Origin of the sequence: Streptomyces sp. NPDC091279, from assembly GCF_044757465.1 — a bacterium.
In the GTDB taxonomy this organism is placed as follows: Bacteria; Actinomycetota; Actinomycetes; order Streptomycetales; family Streptomycetaceae; genus Streptomyces.
In genome coordinates this window covers 40762-66071 of sequence record NZ_JBIVVA010000019.1, presented here as the reverse complement: position 1 = coordinate 66071, position 25310 = coordinate 40762, and the positions used below count along the sequence as shown (strand labels likewise).

The window sequence follows — 25310 nt, the reverse complement described above, 5'->3', positions numbered from 1 at the left end:
TACCGGCCTGGCAATTCCGGTGCCGCCGACTTCGCCGGGCAGCCCGCGATCCCCGACTTCCTCGGCCGGGATTGTCAGTGCCGTCCTGTTGGATGGGAGGCATGGAGCACACGAGCAACGCGGAACTCCGGGCGGCGGCCGATACGGTCCTCGCCCGTCTCGTCGGGGACGCGACCGGCGCGGCCCGGCTGCGCGAGGACCAGTGGCGGGCGATCGAGGCGCTGGTCGCCGACAGACGCCGGGCGCTCGTCGTGCAGCGCACGGGGTGGGGCAAGTCCGCCGTCTACTTCGTGGCGACCTCGCTGCTGCGCGCACAAGGCAGCGGCCCGACGGTGATCGTCTCCCCTCTCCTCGCGCTGATGCGCAACCAGGTCGACGCCGCCGCCCGGGCCGGCATTCACGCGCGCACCATCAACTCCTCCAACACGGAGGAGTGGGGGACCGTGCAGGAGGAGATCGCGGCCGGCCAGGTCGACGTCCTGCTGGTCTCGCCGGAACGGCTCAACAACCCCGACTTCCGCGACGAGGTGCTGCCCGCGCTCGCCGCCGCCACCGGCCTCCTCGTGGTGGACGAGGCGCACTGCATCTCCGACTGGGGCCACGACTTCCGCCCGGACTACCGGCGGCTGCGCACCATGTTGGGCGACCTCCCGCCGGGCGTCCCGGTCCTCGCGACCACCGCCACAGCCAACGCACGCGTGACGGCCGATGTGGCCGAGCAACTGGGCACCGGAGGCTCCTCCGACGCCCTGGTGCTGCGCGGACCGCTGGACCGGGAGAGCCTGAGCCTGAACGTGCTGCGGCTGCCGGACGCGGCGCACCGCATGGCCTGGCTCGCCGACCACCTGGACGACCTGCCGGGTTCCGGCATCATCTACACGCTCACCGTGGCCGCCGCCGAGGAGGTCACCGCCTTCCTCCGGCACCGCGGTCACACCGTCGCCTCGTACACGGGCAAGACGGAGAACGCCGACCGGCAGCAGGCCGAGGACGACCTGCTCGCCAACAAGGTGAAGGCCCTGGTCGCCACCTCAGCCCTCGGGATGGGCTTCGACAAGCCGGACCTCGGTTTCGTGGTGCACCTGGGCTCCCCCTCGTCGCCGATCGCCTACTACCAGCAGGTGGGCCGCGCCGGCCGCGGAGTCGACCATGCCGAGGTGCTGCTGCTGCCCGGCAAGGAGGACGAGGCGATCTGGGAGTACTTCGCCTCGCTCGCCTTCCCGTCCGAGGAACTGGTCCGGCGCACCCTCGACGTCCTCACGCGCGCGGAACGCCCCCTGTCGTTGCCCGCGCTGGAACCGCTGGTGGAGCTTCGCCGCTCCCGCCTGGAGTCGATGCTGAAGGTCCTCGACGTGGACGGGGCGGTCAAGCGGGTCAAGGGCGGTTGGATCGCGACCGGGCAGGCCTGGGCCTACGACGCCGAGCGGTACGCGTGGGTGGCGCGGCAGCGCGGGGCGGAGCAGCAGGCGATGCGCGACTACGCGTCGACGTCCGACTGCCGGATGGAGTTCCTGCAACGGCAGTTGGACGACGAGGGCGCCAAGCCGTGCGGTCGCTGCGACAACTGCGCGGGGGCCCGGTTCACTGCGGACATGTCCCCGGCCGCGCTGGACGCGGCGCGTGTCGATCTCGGCCGGGCGGGGGTCGAGGTGGAGCCGCGGCGTATGTGGCCGACCGGGCTGCCGGCGGTCGGTGTCGACCTCAAGGGCCGCATTCCGGCCGGTGAACAGGCGGCCGTGGGGCGGGCGTTGGGGCGCCTGTCGGACATCGGCTGGGGCAACCGGCTGCGCCCGATGTTCGCGGCCCAGGCGTCGGACGGTCCGCTGCCGGACGACGTGGCACAGGCCGTCGTCGGGGTCCTCGTCGACTGGGCCAAGGGGCCCGGTGGCTGGGCGTCCGGGGCGGCCGACGCCCAGCAGCGCCCGGTGGGTGTCGTCACCGTCGCCTCACGCACGCGTCCCCGGCTGGTGGGTTCCCTGGGCGCGCGGATCGCCGAGGTCGGCAGGCTCCCGTTGCTGGGCTCGCTGGAGTACATCGGCGACGACTCCCGTATCCCGCGCAGCAACAGCGCCCAGCGTCTGAAGGCGCTCGACGGGGCACTGAGCGTGCCGTCCGAGTTGGCTTCCGCCCTCGCCGAGACCCGGGGTCCGGTGCTTCTGGTGGACGACTTCACCGAGACCGGGTGGACGCTCGCCGTCGCGGCCCGGATGCTGCGGCGTGCCGGTGCGCAGGAGGTGTTGCCGCTCGTTCTGGCCGTCCAGGGCTGAGCGCGACGGCAGCCACGGCACGCGTTCCCCGCACGCGCGTGCCGTGCGCGCCACCCGTCCCGTCCGACCCATAGCCTCCGCGTACACCGCCACCATCCGGACCGCCCCCGGGGTTCCCCGTCCGTGCGCCCCGGCTTCCTCGGCCACGGTCGCCCCAACGAGGCACGAACGGGAGGTGAACGACCATCCCACGCGTCGCCCCAGGACGCATCGGGTAGGGATATAACCCGCGGAACGCCATATTTCGGTCGTCAGCCCCAATTGCTCGTTGCCGCATCCCAGTTCGACAGCAAGAATTGAACTCCGCTCCCGCACGGCTCGTCCGTGGTCCGGTAGGGCTCTGCTGCGGTGTGCGCTCCCCCGAATCCGACCCCGCCCGCAGTGTGGGCGCGTAGCCGAAGGGAGGACCGTGACTCTCGGACTTGCCCCGTCCTCAACGGCGTCTGCCGACCTGTCCGCCGCTTCCGCCAACCCCTTGGCCCGTATGCTCGAACCGGCGGAGTGGTCAGCCGCCGGAATCCCCCTGCTGCGCAACCCCCGTGAGGTCGTCAGCGGGCTCCACTCCCGGCACCGCCCCGGGCTGGCGACCGCGGTCGTGGCCGTGCTCGACCAGGACGAACGGCTGCGGGCGAGCGCGTCGTTCACCCGCAGACAGGCTCCGGCCGACGGCTGGATGTTCCGCAACGCGCTGCTGGCTCAGTTGCGCCGGGTCATCCCGCACGATCTGCGCCGCCGCACCCCGGTACGCACCGCCGTGCTGCTCTACTGCCGTGACGGCGACCCGCAGTGGACCCAGGAGGACGGCGCGTGGATGTGGGGGCTGCGTGACGCCTGCACGCTGCACGGTCTGCGCTGCGGGGCGTACATCACGCTGACCCGGGACGGCTGGCAGGTCCTCGGTGAGGGGCGGGGCGGGCGCCGCCCGAGCGCGCACTCGACGCCGGAGCCCTTCGAACTCTCCGATTCCCCGCCGCCGTTGCCCCGGACGGGCGGCGCCGCCTCGGAGGTTCTGCGCCGCGCGGCGGCCCGCTAGAGAGCTGGACAGCCCGACGACGTGCCGTGCCACCCGCGCGGCACGCCTCCCGGCACACCCGCCGTCGGCGGGCCCTAACGGCAGTCCGGGCAACGTCACTCCGTGCTCGGGTTCCGGCGTTGGTACCGCTCACTCGCGGCGACTCGCCCGCCCGTAACCCGGCACCCCCGTCATGGGCGTGAACGGCGACCTCGCCCCCCTGCCGACGGTGGTCAAACGGAGCGCCAACTCCGGTGCGGGACAAGGCCTCTGCGGGCTCCGGGCTGCCTCCGCCATGCACCGGCGGACGTACTCCCGCGCATACCGGCAGGTGCGCACCGCGTACGCGGCAGACGTGCACCGCGTATGACGACGGGCGTGCCGAAACGCCCGCCGTGCTCAACGTCGCCTCAGCGGCGCCCGCGTCGCTCCGATGGCCTCGCGGGCCGGTCGGAACGGGCTCAGACGCTGGTGCCCAGCGCCGAGTTGATCGTCTGCGGGTCACCGCACACGATCAGCAGGGCACCGGCCCGGGTGCGGGCCAGGGGCAGGAGGCTGCTGACGACCGCGTCGGGACCGCCGTTGACGGCGACCACGACCACGGGACGCGTGGCGGCGCGATCGGCGACGGTGACGCCCGTGTAGAACACGTCGTCGCCTGCGGCGAGCTGCGCCCAGTAGGAGGCTTCACCGAAGGACAACTCGTGGGCGGCCCACGGGTGTTGTTCGCCGGTGGTGATGACGAGGACGTCGCCGGGGGCTCGCCCGGAGTCCAGCAACAGGTCCACGGCCTCCTCGGCGGCGTCGAGCGCGCCTTCCTTCGAGGCCGGGATCAGCTGGATCTGCGGGGTCGCCGGAGTCGTGACGGAGGCAGCGGCCGGACCGGACGGTCCGGGAGCAGCCACGGTCGCGTCTCCCGACGTGCGCTGCGCCGGCGGGGTGGGCCGGAGCGGACCAGGACGACCGGGTCGCGGCGGGGCCGCGGGACGGGGGCCGGGTACGGGGCGAGGGGTCGGCGCGGTGCGGGGACCCTGGGCACTCTCGTGAATCTGAGGCTCCTCGGGAATGAGAGGCATGAGCTGATATCTATCAAACATTAGTGCGGCTCGCACCAGTGGGTGGCACATCAGTGCGAGTGGGATCGTCAGAAATCGAAGCCGAGCTGGCCCTCGATCTCCGGAGTGCTTCCGTCCGCCCAGCTGCGGGCCTTCTTGAGGTGCCGCCACTGGGGCAGCGCATCAAGATACGCCCACGACAACCGGTGGTACGGGGTGGGACCCCGCTCCTCCAGTGCGGCCTTGTGCACGGGGGACGGATACCCGGCGTTGTCCGCAAAACCGAAGTCTGCATGGTCGACACCCAGTTCGGCCATCATTTTGTCGCGCTGAACCTTGGCGATCACCGAGGCCGCCGCGACGGACACGCACGACTGGTCGCCCTTGATGACCGTGCGGACCTTCCAGGGCTCCCCGAGGTAATCGTGCTTCCCGTCGAGGATCACCGCGTCCGGACGGACCGGCAGAGCCTCCAGGGCTCGTACGGCGGCCAGGCGCAGGGCTGCTGTCATGCCCCGTGCGTCGATCTCCTCCGGGGAGGCGTGCCCGAGGGCGAACGACGTCACCCACTCCCGTAGTTGCAGGTCCAGCACGTCACGACGCTTGACGGTCAGCAACTTGGAGTCGGTGAGGCCTTCGGGGGGCCGGCGCAGTCCGGTGACCGCCGCGCAGACGGTGACGGGTCCGGCCCAAGCGCCTCGCCCCACCTCGTCGACACCGGCAATGATCTTCGCCCCGGTCGTGGCGCGGAGTGAGCGCTCGACGGTGTGGGTGGGTGGTTCGTACGGCATGGCGGTCTTAGCCTACGCCGCCCGGATCACCCGGCGACACCCCGGCTCCCCGAGAGTCGGCCCAGTCGTTCGCGAGGCGCACTCGACCGACGCCCGACCGAAGCCCGACCTCGACGACGGAAGCGCGAACTGGCCGACCGTTCCCTCCACATCACCGCCCCTCTCTTCGCGCCCGTGCATCTTGAAGCGGCCCCTACCAGCAGCCGGAACGGCGTCGAAGACGTAGTCGACGACCATGTCCAAGCGGACCTCGTTCCGTTCCACGCCAAGGGCGGTGACACTCACTGACGTCGAACGGTGAGCTTCACGCCCGCTCCGAAGTTCACGCCACGAAAGCGCAGCCGCCCACGCCGGATCGCATTCGTGAATCACCACACGGGCGACGAGGCAACGTTCTTGCCACCGCTTCCCCGAGTGACCGCACATGGCTTCGCCCCGCTCGCCACCCCGCGCTCACGCCGGAGTTATTCGCCGACCACAGCCACTCGGGCACGTACGTGATCGCACTCGGCCCGGGACTGCCGACACATGCCGAGGATGACCTCCGGCCCTCTCAACGCCTTTCAGGAGATGGCCAGTTAGCCCGGGCCAACCGACCTGACGCGCCCGTCCGACACGACCGCATCCCCCAACGCAACGATGCCGACACGCCCCCAGACAACGGCCCACGCGACCATCCGGACCCCCAAGAACAACCCGACCAGACCGGCCGGAACCCCAGGCCCGACGGCCGACCGAGGCACCCGAAAGCAACGCCAGCAACACAAACGCCACCGCCGACACCGCGACCAGCACCAGCACCAGCACTGCCGTCGACGGAACAATCTCCATCGCCCCCACCCTCAAGCCCCCCTCGCATAGCCCCCGCCGCGTGCAACTCCAGAGATCCCACGGCGGATGCCACTACAACGGACTGGCCATCACGCAGAGTTCCCGACGAACACAGAGAGTTTCCTTCGCCTGACCGGCGCTTCCAGCCGCCGATTCGAGCGCGAACGATTCCCAGCCAAAGACCGAAAGCCCCACAGCCCCATCACGCCCCGCAACCCCCGCAACCCCCGCACCCCCCGCAACCCCCGTAACCAACCCAGGGAAGCAACCAGTCACTCCCCACCCCATCCGCCCCGCACCCCCGCGCAGAGCCCCCTCACGCACCCGACCCGCCGCCACCCGGCACCCACTCGGGCAACGTCTCCGTCTGTTCCAGCCACTCGCTCGGCGGGGTGCCGAACTTCCCCGCGGCCACCACACCGCCGGCGATCGCACAGGTGGTGTCCACGTCACCGCCGGCCTGTGCGGTCGTCCAGAACGCCCGTTCGTAGTCCCCCAGGGCACGCGCAGCGGACCAGAGCGCGAAGGGGACCGTGTCGAGGGCCGAGGTGCGGCGTCCGCAGCCGAGGACCGCCGCAGCCGTGGACGCGTCTTCGTCGAGCAGGTCGCGAGCGCGTCGAAGGCCGGCGCCGACCTCGCTCACCGGAATCAGGGCGACCACCCCGTCGAGGAGTGCCTCGGCGCCGGGCGGGCCACCCGGCGCGGTGACCAGGGCGGCTGCGGCGGCCACGGCCATCGCGCCGGCTACCGCCTCGTGGTGCTGGTGAGTGGGGTGCGCGGAGAGTTCCGCCTGATGCGCGGCCCGCTCCGGGTCGTCCGCGTACCAGGCACCCAGCGGAGCGGACCGCATCGCCGCGCCGTTGCCCCAGGAGCCCTGCCCGTCGAACAGGCCTGCGGCAAGCTCTCGCCAGTCGCCACCCTCCCGGACGAGCCTCAGCAGCCGGTTGACGGCGGGGCCGTACCCCCGGTCGAAGTCATGACGTTCGGCGAAGGAGTGGGCCAGCGCGTCCTGGTCGATGTGGTCGTGGGCGGCCAGGACGGCGACGACCGAGCAGGCCATCTCCGTGTCGTCCGTCCACTGCCAGGGCCCCGGCGGCAGCGCACGCTTCCCCAGCAGCGGGTGGTTCACCGGGACGAAGAACTGCGAGCCCAGCGCATCTCCCACCGCAAGGCCGCGCAGGCTGGCCAGGGCACGCTCCAGGCGCCCGTCGAGGGAAGCCGAGTCAAGGGTCATCGCGCCGTCGCCCTATCCGGTGATCCGGTACGGCTCCGGTTTCCGCCAGCTGTCGAAGGGCCGGTCCATCACATACTTGCCGTCCTCCCCGAGAACGAGCATGCGCATCTCGGCGTTCCCGGGATTGGACAGCGACTCGAACTCGTCGACCGTCCAGTGGAACCAGCGCATGCAGAAGAGCCGCATCGCCAGCCCATGGGTCACCAGCAGCACGTTCGACGGATGGTCGGGGGCCTCGAAGCTGCGGTAGAGGCTCTCCAGGAAGCCGCCGACCCGGTCGTACACATCGGCCCCGGACTCGCCCTGGGCGAACCGGTAGAAGAAGTGGCCGTACGCGTCCCGGTAGGCCTTCTGGAGGCGGACGTCCTCGCGCTCCTGCCAGTTGCCCCAGTCCTGCTCGCGCAGCCTGGGCTCCTCGCGCACCCGTATGCGCTCGGGGTCGAGGTGGAAGGCGCGCAGGGTCTCGTGCGTGCGGCGGTACGGGGAGACGTACACGCTGATGCGCTCGCGTCCGAAGACCTCGCGCAGCCGTTTTCCGGTCTCCTCGGCCTGCTGCCAGCCGCGGTCGGTCAGGGCGAGCGCGTGGTCGGGCTCCCGCTCGTAGACGGTGTCATCAACATTGCCCGTTGACTCTCCGTGCCGGACAAGGACGATGCGCCGTGGTCGTGCCATGCCAAAACCCTAGATCGTACGAGGCCGGATCGAGCACTCGTACGGGCTCCATACGGCGCAGGTCACACATTTCCTGCACCACGGGCCACTCCAGGGCACCTGTTTCACAGCTTCGGCCTCACACCGTCCAGGAAGGTTCCAGTTCCACGATGTCGCCGGTGAGGGCGGCGACATCGGCCTCTATCTGGGCCCGCAGGGCGAGCCGCTCCACGCGTTCGGCACGGTACTTTCCGTGTTCGGCGGCGGAGCGCCACATCGACAGCACCATGAACTCGTGCCCCGGCGCCTCGCCGAACAGACCGCGGATCATGCCGGGCGAACCGGCCATCGCCGGGTTCCAGACCTTCTCCTGCATCAGGGTGAAGTGCTCCACGCGCTCCTCATGGATGCGACAGAGGGCCACTCTGACCAGGTCGGCGTCCGTGAAGCGGGGCTCGAAGCCGGTCTTCACGTCGAAGCGATAGTCGAAGAGCCGGACCTGAGCATCCTTGAACGTGCCGGACTGTGTCGATGCCAGACGGTCATACGAACGGGCCATGAAGGAGTCATAGAAGGCGCGGCTCTCCCAGAACGCGAAGACATGGGCCACTCCCGGACGCTGCCGACTCCAGCCCCCGCCCTGTCCCCGGAACCCCGGCTCCCCCGGAAGCCCCGCCCATTTCCGCTGCCCGCGTTCAAACCCACGGCGGTCCACCACGGTGCAGCGAATCCACTTGACCAGCACCGCGCCATCGTACGGCCCGCGAACGTGGCCCTGGTCACTCTCTGGCGGACATCTGCACAGCGTTCATGCACGCGCGCGTGGCAGGATGGACAACCGGCCCTGTCCACCGGGCAGTTCGGGCCGGACGGCGCATACGGGGATCGGGGAAGGGGAAGTCTGGTGAACGGCCTCAACAAGGGCATCAGCAAGGTCGAGGTCGCGGTGAAGTGGGACCCCAGTCCGGCGGGAGAGCCGCCCACCGATCTCGACCTCGTCGCCGCCACCTACCCGGCTGACGATCCACAGGGCGACCCCGCCTACCTGGTCCACTTCGACAGCCGCTCCCCCGACGGGACCATCGACCTCAACCGTGACAGCAAGGACGGCAAGGGCTTCGGCTGGGACGAGGTCATGACGCTGGAACTCGACCGGCTCAGCGAGCGTTACGCGCGCGTGGTGGTCGGCGTCGTCATCCAGCAGCGTCCGGCGCACCGCACGTTCGTCGGCGTGACCAACCCCGCGCTGCGCATCCGCGAGGGCTACGACGTGCTGGCGGAGGACGACTTCGGCCAGGCACCCGGGGCAACGGCGGCCACCGTCGCGGAGTTCGTGCGCGACGAATCCGGCAACTGGGTCTTCCGCTCCGGCGTGCAGGGCTTCGAGGACGACCCCGCCGACTTCCCCCGGATCATGGGGCACGCCCGCCGCTCCTGACGCAGCGGGCCGTGAACGGCGAGGAGGGGCACCGACGCCTGGTCGGTGCCCCTCCTTTTAGTGCCGCCTACGGGCTGTCCGTCAGCTGCAACCGCTGGTCGAGCCGCAGCCCTCGCAGATGTAGCAGGAGCCGGCCCGCTGCATCTTGGTGCCGCAGGAGAAGCAGAGCGGGGCGTCGGCCTGGATGCCCAGCTGCATCTCCACCAGCTCGGCGCTGGTGTGGGCCTGCTGCGGGACGGGCTTGGCGCCCTCGGTCGCCGGGGCGGTGACGGCCTTCAGGTCGGTCGCCCGCGGTGCCGACTGCGCCAGTCCCTCGACGTCGACCTCGTCGTCGTTGGGCTCGTAGGAGCCCGTCTCCAAGTGGCGCTCGCGCTCCTCGGCGGAGTGGATGCCGAGCGCGGAGCGGGTCTCGAAGGGCAGGAAGTCCAGCGCCAGGCGGCGGAAGATGTAGTCGACGATCGACTGCGCCATCCGCACGTCCGGGTCGTCCGTCATGCCGGCCGGCTCGAAGCGCATGTTGGTGAACTTCGAGACGTACGTCTCCAGCGGGACGCCGTACTGAAGGCCCACGGAGACGGCGATGGAGAAGGCGTCCATCATGCCCGCGAGGGTGGAGCCCTGCTTGGACATCTTCAGGAAGACCTCGCCGAGACCGTCGTCCGGGTAGGAGTTGGCGGTCATGTAGCCCTCGGCGCCGCCGACCGTGAAGGACGTGGTGATGCCGGGGCGGCCCTTGGGGAGGCGCTTGCGGACCGGACGGTACTCGATGACCTTCTCGACCGTCTCGCGGATGGCCGCCTCGGTCTTCTCGGTGACCTCGGTCTTCTCCTTCTCCTTGGTCTTCGCGGAGAGGGGCTGGCCGACCTTGCAGTTGTCGCGGTAGATCGCGAGCGCCTTGACGCCCATCTTCCACGCCTCGAAGTAGACCTCTTCGACGTCCTCGACGGTCGCCGTCTCCGGCAGGTTGACCGTCTTGGACAGCGCGCCGGAGATCCAGGGCTGGATGGCGGCCATCATGCGGACGTGGCCCATCGCGGAGATGGAGCGCTCGCCCATGGCGCAGTCGAACACCTCGTAGTGGCTGGGCTTGAGGCCCGGGGCGTCGATCACATTGCCGTTGTCGGCGATGTGGGCGACGATCGCCTCGATCTGCTCCTCCTGGTAGCCCAGGCGGCGCAGGGCCTGCGGGACGGTGCCGTTGACGATCTGCATCGAACCGCCGCCGACCAGCTTCTTGAACTTGACCAGGGCGAGGTCGGGCTCAAGTCCGGTGGTGTCGCAGGACATCGCGAGACCGATGGTGCCGGTCGGGGCGATGACGGACGCCTGGGCGTTGCGGAAGCCGTTCTTCTCGCCGAGCTCCAGGACGTCCTGCCAGGCCTCCGTGGCGGCGGCCCAGATCGGCGTGTCCAGGTCGTCCGTGCGCACGGCCACGGTGTTGGCGTCGGCGTGCTGCTTCATGACCCGCAGGTGAGGCTGCGCATTGCGGACGTAACCGTCGTACGGGCCGACAACGGCGGCGAGTTCGGCGGAGCGCTTGTACGAACGGCTGGTCATCAGCGAGGTGATGGCGCCGGCGAGCGCGCGGCCGCCGTCCGAGTCGTATGCGTGGCCGGTCGCCATCAGAAGGGCGCCGAGGTTGGCGTAGCCGATGCCGAGCTGGCGGAACGCGCGCGTGTTCTCGCCGATCTTCTGGGTCGGGAAGTCGGCGAAGCAGATGGAGATGTCCATCGCGGTGATGACCAGCTCGACGACCTTGGCGAAGCGCTCGACCTCGAACGACTGGTTGCCCTTGCCGTCGTCCTGGAGGAACTTCATCAGGTTCAGCGAGGCGAGGTTGCAGGACGTGTTGTCCAGGTGCATGTACTCGCTGCACGGGTTCGAGCCGTTGATCCGGCCGGACTCCGGGCAGGTGTGCCAGCGGTTGATGGTGTCGTCGTACTGGATGCCCGGGTCGGCGCAGGCCCAGGCGGCCTCAGCCATCTTGCGGAACAGGCTCTTGGCGTCGACCTCCTCGATGACCTCGCCGGTCATCCGGGACGTCAGACCGAACTTGCCGCCCTGCTCGACGGCCTTCATGAACGTGTCGTTCACGCGGACCGAGTTGTTGGCGTTCTGGTACTGGACGGACGTGATGTCGTCGCCGCCCAGGTCCATGTCGAAGCCCGCGTCACGCAGGGCGCGGATCTTCTCCTCTTCCTTGACCTTGGTCTCGATGAAGCCCTCGATGTCGGGGTGGTCGACGTCGAGGATGACCATCTTGGCCGCGCGGCGGGTGGCGCCGCCCGACTTGATCGTTCCCGCGGAGGCGTCGGCGCCGCGCATGAAGGAGACCGGGCCGGAGGCGTTGCCGCCGGAGGAGAGCAGCTCCTTGGAGGAGCGGATGCGGGAGAGGTTCAGGCCGGCGCCCGAGCCGCCCTTGAAGATCATGCCCTCTTCCTTGTACCAGTCGAGGATCGACTCCATGGAGTCGTCGACGGACAGGATGAAGCAGGCGGAGACCTGCTGGGGCTGCGGGGTGCCGACGTTGAACCAGACGGGGCTGTTGAAGCTGAAGACCTGGTGCAGGAGGGCGTGGGCCAGCTCGTGCTCGAAGATCTCGGCGTCGGCGGGCGAGGCGAAGTACTTGTGGTCCTCGCCGGCCTTCCGGTACGTCTTCACGATGCGGTCGATCAGCTGCTTGAGGCTGACCTCGCGCTGCGGGGTGCCGACGGCGCCCCGGAAGTACTTGCTGGTGACGATGTTGACCGCGTTCACCGACCAGAAGTCGGGGAACTCGACGCCACGCTGCTCGAAGTTGACCGAGCCGTCGCGCCAGTTGGTCATGACGACGTCCCGGCGGTCCCATACGACCTCGTCGTACGGGTGGACGCCGGGGGTGGTGTGGATGCGCTCGATACGCAGCCCCTTGGTGGCCTTGGTGCCCTTGGCTCGGGAACCTCGTGCCGGACCGCTCGCCGTCTCTGTCATGCCGCCTCCCTCTACGGGCTGAAACGCCCGGAAGTGCCCCGATGTTCCCGTGGGACACGATGTGCTGTCTGATGTCGCCGGGGCAGCTCGATGCCGCCCACGGCACGTCCTGGATCGCCTCTGTTCGGCCAGAAGCGGGGCATCCGCCCTGTTTCTGGCCCGTCGAGCGAGCGATCGATCAGTGATCGATCGCTCAGTCGGCGATGCGGGTGGGCTCGGGGACCTTGAGGTTCCCGGCCGGCCCACCGTCGTCTTTCTTGTTCCCCGCGACCGCGACCGCGCGGCCCTCGTCGCCCGCGGCGGCGCGTCGCGTCTCTTCCCGGAGCTCCACGATCGCGGACTCGAAGTCCTCCAGCGAGTTGAACGCCCGGTAGACGGAGGCGAATCGCATGTACGCGACGAGGTCGAGCTCCTGCAACGGACCGAGTATGGCCAGTCCCACGTCATGGGTGGTCAGCTCGGCACTGCCGGTGGCCCGCACCGCTTCCTCGACCCGCTGGCCGAGTTGGGCGAGGGCGTCCTCGGTGACAGGCCGTCCCTGGCACGCCTTGCGCACGCCATTGATGACCTTGGTACGACTGAACGGCTCGGTGACTCCGGAACGCTTCACCACCATCAGCGAACACGTCTCGACGGTGGTGAACCGACGCGAGCAGTCCGGGCACTGACGGCGCCTGCGGATCGACGTTCCGTCGTCGGTCGTACGGCTGTCGACGACGCGACTGTCGGGATGCCTACAGAAGGGGCAGTGCATGAACTCCCAACCCTCCTCACAGCAGACTCATGGGCCTCGCCGGAATGTTCCTGCCTCCGCGAAGCAGCCCCAAGCATAGGCGATCGCCGGAGCTTCGGAGACCCGGGGGACCACAACTTCTGGGCTGCGTCCGCAATCCAACCACTAGATGTGGGGATCTGCTCACACAAACACGCCGTACGCGTGCGTGTCGCACACCGCACGCCTGTCGACGTGTGCCGTGCGGGCACTCCGGGGAGGGGCGGGACACGCCGGACACCGGCGCGAACGTCCAAGAGCCTGTGAGGCATGCGGAGATACGGTGGGCGCCGCAAGGAGGGGCCGTGCGGCTCCGGCACAGATGAGACCCGGATCTCGGCTGTCGGAATGCCGGGTGGCAGACTGAGGCGACAACCCGCGGGGCGGTCGGCCGGGCGGCGAAGAGCCCGAAGAACAAGGCTTGTTCGACCGTCGGGCCGCGCGTCAGCCATACACCCAGATGCCTGATCACGTCAGGTCATCCACGGTTTTTCACTCGAACGTGTGTTTGGCGCAACCTTTCGAAAGCAACTACCGTTGTCCAGCAGGGAGACCATCGAGAGGGGCCGACGTGACCACGACCGCAGACAGCGCCATCACCGCCCAGGACCGCTCCCAGGGCCGAGTCGAGCCGGTGCAGGCGATGAACGACATGAATCCCGAGGGGCATAAGCGCTCCCTACCAGGCCGACCTCCTGGCATCAGGGCGGACAGCTCCGGACTCACCGACCGGCAGCGACGAGTGATCGAGGTCATCAGGGACTCGGTGCAGCGGCGCGGCTACCCACCGTCGATGCGGGAGATCGGCCAGGCCGTCGGTCTCTCCAGCACCTCCTCCGTCGCACACCAGCTGATGGCCCTGGAGCGCAAGGGCTTTCTGCGGCGCGACCCGCACCGCCCGCGCGCGTACGAGGTGCGCGGTTCGGACCAGGCCACCTCGGCGCAGCCCACCGACACCGCGGGCAAGCCCGCCGCGTCGTACGTCCCGCTGGTCGGCCGGATCGCCGCCGGTGGGCCGATCCTCGCCGAGGAGTCCGTCGAGGACGTCTTCCCGCTCCCGCGCCAACTGGTGGGTGACGGGGAGCTGTTCGTCCTGAAGGTCGTCGGGGACTCGATGATCGAGGCCGCGATCTGCGACGGCGACTGGGTCACGGTCCGGCGCCAGCCGGTGGCCGAGAACGGCGACATCGTGGCCGCGATGCTCGACGGCGAGGCCACGGTGAAGCGTTTCAAGCGCGAGGACGGTCATGTCTGGCTCCTCCCGCACAACGCGGCGTACGAGCCGATTCCCGGCGACGATGCGACCATTCTCGGCAAGGTCGTGGCCGTTCTGCGCCGCGTCTGACGGCCACAGCGGGCGGGCCCCAGTACGCCTCGCTCCCTGACCGGGCCCCGGAACCTCTGCGCCGGTTCCGGGGCCCTGTGCTGCCTAGGCCCCGGGCCGTCCGGACTCCGTCGCGGCCGCTTCCGTGAACCGGGGTGTGGCTGCCGCGACACAGCGGTAGCCACACCCCGGTTCACTCGGTCTCCGCCTCGGCCGCGGCCTCCGCCTGCTTCGCCGTCGCGTCGATCGCCGCCAGCGACCTGCGGACCTGATTGCGGTCCGTGGTGGACCAGAAGTCCGGCAGGGACGCCTTCAGATAGCTGCCGTACCGGGCCGTCGCCAGCCGCTGATCGAGCACCGCGACCACGCCTCGGTCGCCCGACGCCCTGACCAGGCGGCCGGCGCCCTGGGCCATGAGCAGAGCGGCGTGGGTGGCGGCGACCGCCATGAAGCCGTTGCCCCCGGCGTCCTCGACCGCCTTCTGGCGGGCGCTCATCAGTGGATCGTCCGGCCTCGGGAACGGGATCTTGTCCATGACGACCAACTGGCAGCTGGACCCCGGGACATCGACGCCCTGCCAGAGCGAGAGGGTGCCGAAGAGACAGGTACGCGGGTCGGCGGAGAAGTTCTTGATCAACTCGCCGAGGGTCTCCTCGCCCTGGAGCAGGATCGGGAACTCCGGAATCCGTGAGCGCAGTTCCTCTGCGGCGAGTTGGGCGGCACGCATCGACGAGAAGAGGCCGAGCGTACGGCCACCGGCCGCCTGGATCAGCTCCGTCAGCTCGTCGAGCATGTCCGCGCGGTCGCCGTCCCGCGCGGGGCGGGCCAGATGTTTGGCGACGTACAGGATGCCCTGCTTGGGGTAGTCGAAGGGCGAGCCGACGTCGATGCCCTTCCACTGAGGGACGTCGTCGCCTTCGGTGCCTTCGGGGGCGAGTCCCAGGGAGGCACCGACGCCGTTGAAGTCGCCGCCTAGCTTCAGGGTCGCGGAGGCCAGCACCACGGAGCGGTCCGTGAAGAGCTTCTCCCGCAGCAGTCCCGACACGGACATGGGCGCGACCCGCAGCGAGGCGCCGAACCGGTCGTGGCGCTCGTACCAGACGACGTCCCACTCCGAGCCGTTCGCCACTCGCTCCGCCACGTCGTGGACGCTCTCCACGGAGGCGAGCGCCTGTTTGCGGACCGCGTCCTCGTCCTGCACGGATTTGTCGCGGGTCGCGCCGATCGCCGAGATCACCGTGCGGCAGGCGTCGCGCAGGGCCATGAGGGCGTAGCCGAGGTCCTCCGGCACCTGCTCAAGGCGGCCCGGCAGGGCCAGTTCCATCAGCCGCTCGAAGCCCTCGGCGGCGGTCTGGAGCTGGTCGGCGGCCTTTTCGTTCACCAGCTTCGCGGCGCGGCGCACGGCTCGGTTGACCTGGCCCGCGGTCAGCTCGCCGGTGGCCACTCCGGTGACCCGGGAGACCAGTTCGTGCGCCTCGTCGACGATCAGGACCTCGTGCGGCGGGAGGACCGGGGCGCCCTCGATGGCGTCGATCGCGAGCAGCGCGTGATTGGTGACGACGACCGAGGCGAGCTTGGCCCGCTCCCGGGCCATCTCCGCGAAGCACTCGGCGCCGTAGGCGCACTTGGTCGCGCCCAGGCACTCCCGGGAGGAGACCGATACCTGCGCCCACGCGCGGTCGGAGACGCCGGGTGTCAGGCCGTCGCGGTCGCCCGTCTCCGTCTCGTCCGACCAGTCGCGCAGTCGCAGCAGGTCCTGGCCCAGCTTGCTGGTGGGGGCCGCCGCTTCGAACTGGTCGAACAGGGCCTCCTCCTCGTCCTGCGGCATGCCCTCGTGCAGGCGGTGCAGGCACAGGTAGTTCGACCTGCCCTTGAGCATCGCGAACTCCGGGCGGCGACGCAGCAGGGGGTGCAGAGCGTCGACCGTGCGGGGCAGATCGCGCTCGACGAGCTGGCGTTGCAGGGCGAGGGTGGCCGTCGCCACCACGACCCGTTCCCCGTGAGCGAGCGCGGGCACGAGGTAGCCCAGCGACTTTCCGGTGCCGGTGCCGGCCTGGACCAGTAGATGGGAACCGTCGTCGATCGCCTCCGCGACGGATTCGGCCATGGTCACCTGGCCGGGGCGCTCCGTGCCGCCCACGGCGGAGACGGCAGCATGCAGGAGTTCGGGGAGTGAGGGCTTCGTCATAGCGCGACCACCCTACGGCCCGGCACTGACAACCGGGTGCCGAAGCCCGGGCCCGGGGTGGGGGTGGAGCCGTGTGTTTTCCGGCCGACGACCGGGACGGATCGGTTTCGGGCGGCACCGGCTCGGGGCGGGCCGGGGCCGCCCGCTCGGAGCCGGAAATTGATTTCGCGAACCGGGAACCCGTCGCGAACCCCAGCCGTTTGACTCATTGCGACGGTCCAATCACACGCCGTCACAGCAGCTGGCGCAGGGAGCGGTCCCGGATCATCAGGGCGGCTCGCTTGGCGGGCAGGTCGACCTCCGCCGAGAACCGGAAGCCGGCGCTCAGAAAAGCCGAGACAGAGGGGGTGTTACGGAGGTCCGGTTCCGCGACGACGCGTGCGCACGCGGGCCGGTTGTCGAGCACGAGGTCCGCGACAGCGCGCAGCAGCGTGCCGCCGAGCCCACGGCCACGGTCAGCGGCACCGCCGATGAGGAGGTGGATTCCAGTGTCATGAGGACGAGCGGGATAGTGCCGGGCCAGCGGGTCGAGGTCCGCCCGGTAGATCTCCCAGTAGCTCATCGGTGCGCCGTCCAGCACGCCGATACAGGGGACGCTGCGTCCGTCTCCGGCGAGTTGGGCCCGGACATGGTCCTCGGTGACGTGCTCGGCACCGGCCAACTCCCAGTACTCCGCGACGGCCGGGTCATTCATCCAACGGCTGATCAGGGAGAGGTCGCGCTCGACGCTCACCGGGACGAGGTGGAAGGCACCGACGGGGGTGGCCACGGGGCCCCAGTCGGCGAGGCCATCAAGGAGGTCGCTGTCGGCGCTGGTGGGGGTGCGAGTGCTGGTGCGGGTGCGGGTGCCGACGGGAGTAGCGGGGGTGAAGGTGTCGGACGTGGTGGGGGTTGGGGTGGGGGTGATCGATGTAGTGGGGATGGGGGTGAGGGTGCTGGATTTGATGGGGGTGCGGGTGGCCGGTGCAGGGGGGACGGGAGTGACGGTGCTGGACGGGGCGAGGGCCGGGGTGCCCGACGTGGTGGGGACGGGGGTGAAGGCGCCGGATGTGGTGCCGGTGCGGGTGACGGCTTTGGCGCTCGGGTTGGCGTTTGGTACGACGCCGGGTACGGGTCCGGCTTCGGCCTGAGCTTGGGCCTGGGCTTGGGCTCCGGTTCCGGCCTTGGCTCCGGCTCCGGCTTCGGCCTGAGCTTGGGCCTGGGCTTGGGCTCCGGTTCCGGCCTTGGCTCCGGCTCCGGCTTCGGCCTTGGCTTCAGTTCCGGGGCGAGGTCCGAGTCCGGGTTCGGCCTCGGCTTCGGGTCCAGATCCAGGTCCAAGCCCGCCTCCGGGTCCGACCTCGGCTTCGACCTCGACCTCGGGTCCGGGGCCAGGCCCAGGTCCGGGTCCGGGTCCGGGTTCAGGTCCGGGTCCTGGTCCGGGTCCTGGTCCGGGTCCTGGTCCTGGTTCAGGTCCGGGTTCAGGTCCGGGTCCTGGTCCGGGTTCAGCTTCGGCCTCGGCTCCGGGGCCGGGTCCTGGTCCAAGCCCGGCCTCGGCTTCGGTCTCGCGGAGGGTTAGGAGTTCGTCGGGGAGGTGGAGGTCGAGGGTGTCCTCGTTGTTCGGGTCGGGTTCGGAGTCGACGGCTGTGTCGGCATCGATGGGAGGCATGGCTGCGCTCCTCTCGGGAGGCGGGCTGAAGGGGATGCGCCTCGGAGGTGAAGGGGGTTGCCGGTGACGGTCGGAGGCCAGGGGCTTGCCCGAGGGCGTTGTCCGGAACGGGAAGTGTTGTCAGGTAGGCGTCAGAGGTGGAGGGGGTTGGCGATGGTGACGTAGACGGACTGGGTCTCGACCGGGCCGACGAGTTCGTCCAGGCCGTGCAGCCGAGTCAGCAGGTTGGCCTTGCAGCGCAGGACGGGTGAGTCGAGCAACTGGCCGGGGAGCGTGGTGCTCAGCCGGGCGGGGCCGGAGGCGACGTCGGCGAGGAAGCGGCGGAAGGCGGCGAGCAACAGCCGTTCGTCGGCGAGGCGCTGGGAGCCGAAGGCACCGATGAGGCCGAGGACGTTGTTGATCGCGAGGTAGTAGGCGAACCGCTCGTCGGTCACCGCGTCCGGCACGAAGGTGTCGCTGGCCACGCCGATGCCGGGTAGCCGGGCGTCGAGTTCGGCTCGACGGGACTCGCGGAAGTAGTACCCCTGGTTGTCGCGGTACCGCCCTCCCCTGGGCCAGCCGTCGGCGTCGAGCAGGACCAGGGTGTTCTGCTGATGGGCCTCCAGCGCGACACCGGCCTCGGAGTCCAGCCACAGCACGGGGCGGACGACGTGTTCGAGGTAACGCAGGAACCACTCGGCCGCGACGGCTCCCCGGGGCCGACCGGTCCGGGCGGCGAGGCGGGCGACGATGCCGGCGAGCCGGGAGCGCGCGGCGTCGGTGTCCGGCTCCTTGCCTCGGTCCCGTGAGCCGGTCGAGCACCCTGCGTCGGCCTGCGGTTGCGGCTGGGGCCGGGGTGCGATCAGGCCTGCGACGCAGGAGACGTCGTCGGAGGGGGCGAAGGGGTTGTGCCGGATCACCACGTCGAGTCCGGGCACCGGGGAACCGTCCGGGGTGTCGACGGCGAGCCAGGCCGGGTCGCGGACGATGTCGAAGTTCGGGTGCGCGGCGCGCCACTGCTCGGCCAGGCCGCTGCGCAGCAGGCGGTGGACTTCGACGCCCCGGTGGAGTTCCTTGCGCAGGTTCTCCCGGCGGGAGTTGGTGATGCGCAGGGCCAGGGACAGCTTGAGCATGGCGAGGGCGCCGGTTCGGTGAACGGTACGTACGGAGGAGGTGGGGTGCCAGGGGGCGCCATGTGTGCCGAGGTCGTGGAGGAGGCCCGCGTCGAACAGGGCGGCGACTGCGGGGCGTTGACGGACCTCGCGGAGTTGCCAGGGGTGCAGGGGCAGGGCCGCGTGGCCGTCGGGCAGGGGAAGCGGGCGTTCGGGGCGGGGGCCGTCTGCCGCGAGGCGTGCGGTGAGGTGGGAGGCCGGGATGGGACGGCCCCGTTCGGTCCAGGCGGAGTCCGAGGCGAGTACGGACGGGGCCACGGCCAGCCAGTGCAGGGGAAAGGAGCCACGCAACTCGGGTGAGTACAGGGCCGCTTCGGCGTCCGGGAGGCCTTCGCGGCTCTTCGGGGTCGGGTGGAGCGGGTGTCCGAGGAGGAGAGCCTGTTCGGCGGAGAGGAAGCGGTCGGGGACATCGGCGGGGCGTGCGCGCCGGTCGGCGACGAAGGAGGCGGTGCGATGGAGGGAATCGGCGACCCGGGTGACCAGATCCGAGGTGGAGGTGGGTGTGGTGTCCGCTCCGGTGCTGATATCGGTGCTCGTGTCGGGCGCGGCCTGGTCCGCCGTGGTCTCTCGGGCGAGCAGGGCGGCGAGCGCGACGGCGTCGACCGGGGGTGACTGGGCGGGGGCGCCTGCCACGCGGGGCAGGCCGAAGCGATGCCAGCCCGTCAGGGACCAGTAAAGGACGGGGACCAGCAGAGCCGTACCGCTGGCGGGCAGTTCGATGCGGAGCGTGCTGCCTTCGGGTGCCGGCAGGTCGGTCTCGCGTACCCAGCAGCGCAGCAGGTTCTCGACGGCGGCCGCCTCCGCCACGGCACGGGGATCGGCGTGGTCCAACAGGTCTGCGAGGGAGGGGAGTTCTTCGGTGGGGAGGGTCCTCCGCTGCTGCTCGGGCACCCGGCTGACGGGGGATGCGGAGGCGTGGACGCGGGAGGTGACGGCGACCGGGGCGGTGGGGACGGTCGGAGTAGTGGAGGTGGCCGGGGCGTTGGGGACGGTCGGAGTAGTGGAGGTGGCCGGGGCGGTGGGGGTAGCCGGGGCGCTGGGGGCGGTGTTCAAGGGGTGTTCCTCGTGAAGTGGGGGGACGAGTGTGAGGCGGGAGGTGGGTGCGGGACGGGGGGGTCGGGGTTGGGGCCCGGGGTCGATGTGGAGCAGGCGGGGGTGGTGGGCAACGGGAAACGGGCGTGGGCGTGGGGACGGCGGTTTGGTGGGCAGCGGGGTGCTCGTGCGAGGCAGGGGGTTGGTGTGGGGTCGGCGGACTCGGCCACCGTTGCTGATCCTCCCGACGTCCCTGGGTGAGCCGACGCCTCACGTGCGCCCAGGCGTCTCCCGCCCCGGACGCCCGTGTTCCGCTCCACCTCCACGACAGGGGCCGCACACGGACAGCGGCCCCCCAGCTAGCAACCCCGGACCGCGCGCGGGGTTACGGGTCGCGGCGAACCTTGCCGAGGCTTTGACCAGCCGGTGTCTACGCCTCACCCGGCCCTGCCCCGGCCTCCCGTGTCCGCCGTGCCTATCCCCCGGCCCGCCGTAATCTCCCCGAGGCCGAGACCGGCGCCCTCAACTCCCTTGCTCTTCCGGCCTCCTGACCCGCCGCCCGTTGACCCTGCGCCCCCTGCCCCTTGCCCCTCCCGCCCCGGCTCCTGCCCCTTGACTCTCCGGCCCTCCTACCTCTTGCCCCTCCGGCCAGTTGCCCCTCCGATCCCCTGCCCCCGGCCCGTTGCCCCTCCGCCCCGTTATCCCTCCGCCCCGCTGGCCCAGCATTCGCTAGCCCCAGCTCCCTTGACCTCCAGCCCCTTGCCCCGAACCTCTTTGGCCCTCAGCATCGCCCTCTCCCCCACCTCTCTCCCTCACCCCTCGCCCTTGGCCCTCGGGCCCCGCCCCTCTCCCTCCCCCTTGGCCCACCGTTCGCCAACCCCAGCTCCCTTGCCCTCAAGCCCCCTTGCCCCGAACCCCTTTGACCCTCGACATCGCCCCCTCTCCCTCGCCCTTGCCCCGCCGGCCCCGCCCCTCCCTCACCCCTCCCTCCCACCACCGCACCCGCACCACCCGCCCCGTGCTGGCCGCCCCCCCCTGCCGGTCCGGTCCCGGGCCTCGGGCCCTCTGCTGCTTCGTCCGTCGGGACCCGTTAGCTTCGCTGTGCAGTCGTGTCTGTCTTGTCCTGCTGAACTCTCGTCCCAGACCTCCCGAGGAGAATCGAACGTGCAGCCCTCTGTCTCCACCTCGACGACCGCGACCGAGACCGTCTCCGGGCTCACCACCCCGCCCTCGCCCGGGAGTTACTTCGAGCGGGTCGGTGAGCGGTGTTATCGGCCGACCTTGCATGCGGGTGGGGCGTGGGACCCGGAGGAGCAGCACTTCAGTCCGTTGGGTGGGCTGGTGGCGCACGCGATCGATGAGCACGCGGTGGCGGACGGGAAGGGGCTGGTCGTCTCCCGGATCAGTTACGACATCCTCGGGCGGCTCGGGCTAGGCGAGTGTGAGATCGACGTGGAGACCGTGCGGCCGGGGCGGACGATCACGTTGGTGGAGGCGGTCGTGCGGATCGGCGGGCGGCCGGTGGTGCGGGCGCGGGCCTGGCTGCTGGCCGAGTGGGACACCGGCGCCGTCGCGGGCGGTCCCGACGAGCGCCTCGCCCCGCCGGAGGGGCTCGACCCGTGGCGCATGTCCGAGCTGTGGCCCGGCGGTTATGTGGCCTCCCTCGACGTCCGCCCGGTCGGGCCGCCCACGCCCGGCAGGACGACGGCCTGGATCTCGACGCCGTTGGAGCTGGTCGCCGGGGTGCAGGTCGGGCCGACGGCGTCGTTCCTGGCCCTCGTCGACACGGCCAACGGGATCGCCGCGCGGCAGTCGCCGGAGGCGTGGATGTTCCCCAACGTCGATCTGACCGTCCATCTGCACCGGCGGCCGACCGGTTCCTGGACGGGGCTGGAGACGACGGTCACCTTCGGGCCGTCGGGACAGGGGCTGACCAGCACCGTGCTGCACGACGTGAACGGTCCCGTCGGCCGCGCCGAACAGCTGCTCACCGTAAGGCCGTTGCCGGGCACCGGCGCCAACTCGGGTTCCTGACCAAGGCCGTTCACCGGATGCCCGGGGCGAACCGGCCGTAGCTAAACCGTTGTCGTTCCTTGGAATCGTCACCACAGCGACCCCATAGTCTGTGGGCCGTTCCATCGAACACCGCACCACAGGCCGACGGAAGTCGGTCGGCAGAACATTCAACGGGGAGACACACCATGCGTTCCACCAGGCCATCTCTGGCCGTCGTCGCACTCGCCTCGGTGCTGGCGTTGACGGCCACCGCGTGCGAGCCGGGCGACACCGAGGCGGGCGGTCAGCCCTCCGCCACCGCGAGCACCGCCGGTGCCGACAGCGACGGCAAGATAAAGGTTCCGGACGATCTCCGCGACAAGCTCAAGGAGCACGGGATCAACCTGGACAAGTGGAAGAACGGCGCCTGGAAGAACTGGGACCGGGACGACTGGCTGCGGGAGGCGGACGAGTTCGTCAACCCGATCATCAAGGGGCTGTGGAACCCGGACCGGATGCGGGACGCCGACGACCCCGACCAGGGCGTCGACGACAACGACCTCTCCGGCGACCAGGGCGTCACCGATCCGACGCCGGAGGCGGTGAACGCGCGTGCGGTGGCGCCGAGTTACCACGCGAACGCGGCCACCGCGGGCAAGGTCTTCTTCGACTCGCCCGAGGGCACGATGGTCTGTTCGGCGACGGTGGTGACGGACCCGGCGCACCCGGGCAAGTCCAACCTGGTCTGGACGGCGGGGCATTGCGTGCACGCGGGCAAGAAGGGCGGCTGGTACCGGAACGTGGCGTTCGTGCCGTCGTACAACGACGCGGGCCGCTCGGCGGCCCAGTTGGAGAACGCCACCAAGGAGCAGATCGCGCCGTACGGCGTCTGGTGGGGCGACGGGGCGAAGACCTCGCAGCAGTGGATCGAGCAGGGCGGCCAGAGCGGCGGCGCCGGTGCCTCCTACGACTTCGCCGTCATCCATGTGACGCCGGAGAAGGGCGGCAGCGGCAAGTCCCTTGAGGAGACGGTCGGTTCGGCCCTGCCGGTGAACTTCGACGCCCCCGCCGTACCGAAGGTCGCCGACATCACCGCGACCGGGTACCCGGCGGCCAAGCCGTTCGACGGGCAGAAGCTGTACCAGTGCCAGGACAAGCCGGGGCGGCTGTCGATGGCCGCCGCCGACCCGACGATGTACCGCATCGGCTGCACCATGACCGGCGGTTCCTCCGGCGGCGGCTGGGTGGAGAGGGGGACGGACGGCAAGCCCACGCTGGTCTCCAACACCTCCATAGGCCCGGTCACTTCGGGCTGGCTGGCCGGACCGCGCTTCGGTGACGTGGCGAAGGGCGTGTACGACGCGGTGAGCAAGAAGTTCGCCGACAGCCAGTGAGCCGACGCCGGACGCGGACCCCGCTGGAGGCGACGCGCCGTCCGCCCGGTGACCCTCACAGCCGTCACCGGGACGCCTGACAGAACCTTCACCGCCCCCGTCCCGTTCGCCCCCAGACCCCCCGGCATAGTGAGGTGTCGCGGACGCATCAACCCGCCCGACCCGCGTCCGCGCCGCCTCACCACACGCCCTACCGACACGCACTGCCAACACACGCCGACGGCCCACCCCGACGACATGTCCCGGCCACGCACTCCGCACCCGCGCCCGCACTCCGCCGAGCGCACCGCACACATCGACACGTTCAGGTTCCGACGGGGGTCACCGCACCATGCGCTCCATACGTACGTCCGCACCACCCCGGCGAGGGCGCCGCACCGCGCTCGCGGCCGCCTCTCTCGTCGCCGCCCTCGCGCTCACGGCGACCGCGTGCAACGGTTCCGGCCAGGACAGCGCGAGCGGCAAGCCCGCCACCGCGTCCGCCTCGTCGGCCACCGGCGACGGGAAGGTCCATGTCCCCGCCGACCTCGCGAACCGTCTGAAGGACCATGGCATCGACGTGGACCAGTGGCAGAAGGGCGGTTGGAAGAACTGGGACCGGGACACCTGGCTCAGCGCCGCCAAGGACTTCGTCAACCCGGTGATCAAGGGGCTCTGGAAGCCGGAGCGGATGCGGTCCGCGAAGGAGGCCGACAAGACGGTGTCGGTGCAGGACGCCTCCGCCGACCAGGGCGTCAGCGACCCCGAGCCGACGCCCGCCCGGGCGGTGGCCGAGAAGACGCCCTACCAGCGGTACGCGGCGCCGGTCGGGAAGGTCTTCTTCGACTCCCCCGAGGGTTCGATGGTCTGTTCGGGCACGGTCGTCAAGGACGTGAACCACCCCGGCAAGTCCAACCTGGTGTGGACGGCGGGGCATTGCGTGCACGCGGGCGGCAAGGGCGGCTGGTACCGCAACATCGCCTTCGTGCCCGCGTACAACAACAAGGGCGAGTCGGCGGCCCAGTTGAGCAACGCGAGCGCCGCCGAGATCGCGCCCTACGGCAACTGGTGGGCGGACTGGGCGTCCACCTCCGGCCAGTGGATCAAGGGCGGTTCGGAGAGCGGCGGCGCGGGTGCCCCCTACGACTACGCGGTGCTGCACGTGAAGCCGGAGCAGGGCTCGAAGTCCCTTGAGGAGACGGTCGGAGCGGCGCTCGACGTGGACTTCTCCGCACCGGCCGCGTCCGAGGTCGCGCAGCTGGGCGCCTGGGGGTACCCGGCGGCGGCGCCCTACGACGGGCTGAAGATGTTCAAGTGCCTCGACCGGCCCGGCCGGTTCGCGCTGAGCCCGTCGCTGCCGACGATGTACCGCATCGGCTGCACCATGACCGGCGGTTCGTCCGGCGGTGGCTGGTTCCGGGTGGTGAACGGCGTGACCAAGCTGGTCTCGAACACGTCGATCGGCCCGAGCGACCACACCTGGCTGGCGGGCCCGCAGCTGGGCGCGGGCGCCGAGGCCCTCTACGAGGACATGAGCAGGACATACGGCGGCCGCTGACACCCCCCCATCCGTGTGAACGG

General features: G+C 70.5%; 18 protein-coding genes. 8 read left to right on the top strand and 10 right to left on the bottom strand.

Going from position 1 to position 25310, the window contains the following annotated elements:
- The first annotated feature begins 101 nt into the window (after nucleotides 1-101).
- Complete coding sequence (locus tag ACIQOU_RS34405) at nucleotides 102-2267, top strand: RecQ family ATP-dependent DNA helicase (RefSeq protein ID WP_401543749.1); 2166 nt, start codon at nucleotides 102-104, stop codon at nucleotides 2265-2267.
- 409 nt (nucleotides 2268-2676) lie between these two features.
- Nucleotides 2677-3300 carry a hypothetical protein gene (locus ACIQOU_RS34400; RefSeq protein WP_401543747.1) on the top strand — a complete coding sequence of 208 codons (624 nt, stop codon included), beginning with the start codon at nucleotides 2677-2679 and terminating at the stop codon, nucleotides 3298-3300.
- 440 nt (nucleotides 3301-3740) lie between these two features.
- Here the strand turns inward: ACIQOU_RS34400 and ACIQOU_RS34395 are convergent, their stop codons facing one another.
- The 5 genes from ACIQOU_RS34395 to ACIQOU_RS34375 form a co-directional block, all read right to left on the bottom strand.
- Nucleotides 3741-4355 (bottom strand): hypothetical protein, encoded by a 615-nt coding sequence (locus ACIQOU_RS34395; RefSeq protein ID WP_401543744.1) that lies wholly within the window; start codon nucleotides 4353-4355, stop codon nucleotides 3741-3743.
- 68 nt (nucleotides 4356-4423) lie between these two features.
- Nucleotides 4424-5125: a ribonuclease HII gene (locus tag ACIQOU_RS34390; protein WP_401543741.1), complete on the bottom strand. Its 702-nt coding sequence runs from the start codon at nucleotides 5123-5125 to the stop codon at nucleotides 4424-4426.
- A 1147-nt stretch (nucleotides 5126-6272) separates the two neighbouring features.
- Nucleotides 6273-7190 carry an ADP-ribosylglycohydrolase family protein gene (locus ACIQOU_RS34385; protein WP_401543738.1) on the bottom strand — a complete coding sequence of 306 codons (918 nt, stop codon included), beginning with the start codon at nucleotides 7188-7190 and terminating at the stop codon, nucleotides 6273-6275.
- Between the two features lie 12 nt (nucleotides 7191-7202).
- On the bottom strand, nucleotides 7203-7862 hold the full coding sequence (locus tag ACIQOU_RS34380) for a histidine phosphatase family protein (RefSeq protein ID WP_401543736.1): 660 nt from the start codon (nucleotides 7860-7862) through the stop codon (nucleotides 7203-7205).
- A gap of 118 nt (nucleotides 7863-7980) precedes the next feature.
- The gene (locus ACIQOU_RS34375; protein ID WP_401543733.1) at nucleotides 7981-8586 is read right to left on the bottom strand and encodes a YdbC family protein; all 606 of its coding nucleotides are present in this window, start codon (nucleotides 8584-8586) and stop codon (nucleotides 7981-7983) included.
- Nucleotides 8587-8745: 159 nt separating this feature from the next.
- Here ACIQOU_RS34375 and ACIQOU_RS34370 point away from each other — a divergent pair, with 159 nt between their 5' ends.
- Complete coding sequence (locus tag ACIQOU_RS34370; RefSeq protein WP_401543730.1) at nucleotides 8746-9279, top strand: TerD family protein; 534 nt, start codon at nucleotides 8746-8748, stop codon at nucleotides 9277-9279.
- 81 nt (nucleotides 9280-9360) lie between these two features.
- Here ACIQOU_RS34370 and ACIQOU_RS34365 read toward each other — a convergent pair whose 3' ends face one another.
- Together ACIQOU_RS34365 and nrdR are read right to left on the bottom strand one after the other, a co-directional pair.
- Nucleotides 9361-12249: a vitamin B12-dependent ribonucleotide reductase gene (locus ACIQOU_RS34365; RefSeq protein ID WP_401543727.1), complete on the bottom strand. Its 2889-nt coding sequence runs from the start codon at nucleotides 12247-12249 to the stop codon at nucleotides 9361-9363.
- Nucleotides 12250-12442: 193 nt separating this feature from the next.
- The gene (gene nrdR, locus ACIQOU_RS34360) at nucleotides 12443-13003 is read right to left on the bottom strand and encodes a transcriptional regulator NrdR (protein WP_401543724.1); all 561 of its coding nucleotides are present in this window, start codon (nucleotides 13001-13003) and stop codon (nucleotides 12443-12445) included.
- Nucleotides 13004-13592: 589 nt separating this feature from the next.
- On the opposite strand from nrdR, the gene lexA reads away from it, so the two are divergent.
- Nucleotides 13593-14366, top strand: coding sequence for a transcriptional repressor LexA (lexA, locus tag ACIQOU_RS34355; RefSeq protein WP_401543721.1), 774 nt, complete (start codon nucleotides 13593-13595; stop codon nucleotides 14364-14366).
- Nucleotides 14367-14538: 172 nt separating this feature from the next.
- On the opposite strand, the gene ACIQOU_RS34350 is transcribed toward lexA, so the two are convergent.
- Both ACIQOU_RS34350 and ACIQOU_RS34345 read right to left on the bottom strand, forming a co-directional pair.
- Nucleotides 14539-16533 carry an ATP-dependent DNA helicase gene (locus ACIQOU_RS34350; RefSeq protein WP_401543718.1) on the bottom strand — a complete coding sequence of 665 codons (1995 nt, stop codon included), beginning with the start codon at nucleotides 16531-16533 and terminating at the stop codon, nucleotides 14539-14541.
- Nucleotides 16534-16765: 232 nt separating this feature from the next.
- Nucleotides 16766-17440 (bottom strand): GNAT family N-acetyltransferase, encoded by a 675-nt coding sequence (locus ACIQOU_RS34345; protein ID WP_401543879.1) that lies wholly within the window; start codon nucleotides 17438-17440, stop codon nucleotides 16766-16768.
- On the opposite strand from ACIQOU_RS34345, the gene ACIQOU_RS34340 reads away from it, so the two are divergent.
- On the top strand, nucleotides 17400-17663 hold the full coding sequence (locus tag ACIQOU_RS34340; RefSeq protein WP_401543885.1) for a hypothetical protein: 264 nt from the start codon (nucleotides 17400-17402) through the stop codon (nucleotides 17661-17663). The two genes, ACIQOU_RS34345 and ACIQOU_RS34340, sit on opposite strands and share 41 nt — an antisense overlap.
- Nucleotides 17664-18309: 646 nt before the next feature.
- Here ACIQOU_RS34340 and ACIQOU_RS34335 read toward each other — a convergent pair.
- Nucleotides 18310-20220 (bottom strand): IucA/IucC family protein, encoded by a 1911-nt coding sequence (locus ACIQOU_RS34335; protein ID WP_401543876.1) that lies wholly within the window; start codon nucleotides 20218-20220, stop codon nucleotides 18310-18312.
- A 1422-nt stretch (nucleotides 20221-21642) separates the two neighbouring features.
- Between ACIQOU_RS34335 and ACIQOU_RS34330 the strand changes: the two genes are divergently transcribed.
- The 3 genes from ACIQOU_RS34330 to ACIQOU_RS34320 all read left to right on the top strand — a co-directional run bounded on the left by ACIQOU_RS34330 (nucleotide 21643) and on the right by ACIQOU_RS34320 (nucleotide 25287).
- The gene (locus ACIQOU_RS34330; RefSeq protein ID WP_401543873.1) at nucleotides 21643-22395 is read left to right on the top strand and encodes a thioesterase family protein; all 753 of its coding nucleotides are present in this window, start codon (nucleotides 21643-21645) and stop codon (nucleotides 22393-22395) included.
- A 167-nt stretch (nucleotides 22396-22562) separates the two neighbouring features.
- Nucleotides 22563-23750, top strand: a complete 1188-nt coding sequence (locus ACIQOU_RS34325; protein ID WP_401543716.1) for a trypsin-like serine peptidase — start codon at nucleotides 22563-22565, stop codon at nucleotides 23748-23750.
- 331 nt (nucleotides 23751-24081) lie between these two features.
- Nucleotides 24082-25287: a trypsin-like serine peptidase gene (locus tag ACIQOU_RS34320; protein ID WP_401543713.1), complete on the top strand. Its 1206-nt coding sequence runs from the start codon at nucleotides 24082-24084 to the stop codon at nucleotides 25285-25287.
- The last annotated feature ends 23 nt before the right edge of the window (nucleotides 25288-25310 follow it).

What these genes read in the sequence shown, in the direction of transcription:
- ACIQOU_RS34395 (WP_401543744.1), bottom strand. Translation starts at nt 4,355, where the DNA reads ATGCCTCTCATTCCCGAGGAGCCTCAGATTCACGAGAGTGCCCAGGGT.
- ACIQOU_RS34350 (WP_401543718.1), bottom strand. Translation starts at nt 16,533, where the DNA reads ATGACGAAGCCCTCACTCCCCGAACTCCTGCATGCTGCCGTCTCCGCC.
- ACIQOU_RS34320 (WP_401543713.1), top strand. Translation starts at nt 24,082, where the DNA reads ATGCGCTCCATACGTACGTCCGCACCACCCCGGCGAGGGCGCCGCACC.
- nrdR (WP_401543724.1), bottom strand. Translation starts at nt 13,003, where the DNA reads ATGCACTGCCCCTTCTGTAGGCATCCCGACAGTCGCGTCGTCGACAGC.
- ACIQOU_RS34405 (WP_401543749.1), top strand. Translation starts at nt 102, where the DNA reads ATGGAGCACACGAGCAACGCGGAACTCCGGGCGGCGGCCGATACGGTC.
- ACIQOU_RS34390 (WP_401543741.1), bottom strand. Translation starts at nt 5,125, where the DNA reads ATGCCGTACGAACCACCCACCCACACCGTCGAGCGCTCACTCCGCGCC.
- ACIQOU_RS34365 (WP_401543727.1), bottom strand. Translation starts at nt 12,249, where the DNA reads ATGACAGAGACGGCGAGCGGTCCGGCACGAGGTTCCCGAGCCAAGGGC.
- ACIQOU_RS34325 (WP_401543716.1), top strand. Translation starts at nt 22,563, where the DNA reads ATGCGTTCCACCAGGCCATCTCTGGCCGTCGTCGCACTCGCCTCGGTG.
- ACIQOU_RS34385 (WP_401543738.1), bottom strand. Translation starts at nt 7,190, where the DNA reads ATGACCCTTGACTCGGCTTCCCTCGACGGGCGCCTGGAGCGTGCCCTG.
- ACIQOU_RS34380 (WP_401543736.1), bottom strand. Translation starts at nt 7,862, where the DNA reads ATGGCACGACCACGGCGCATCGTCCTTGTCCGGCACGGAGAGTCAACG.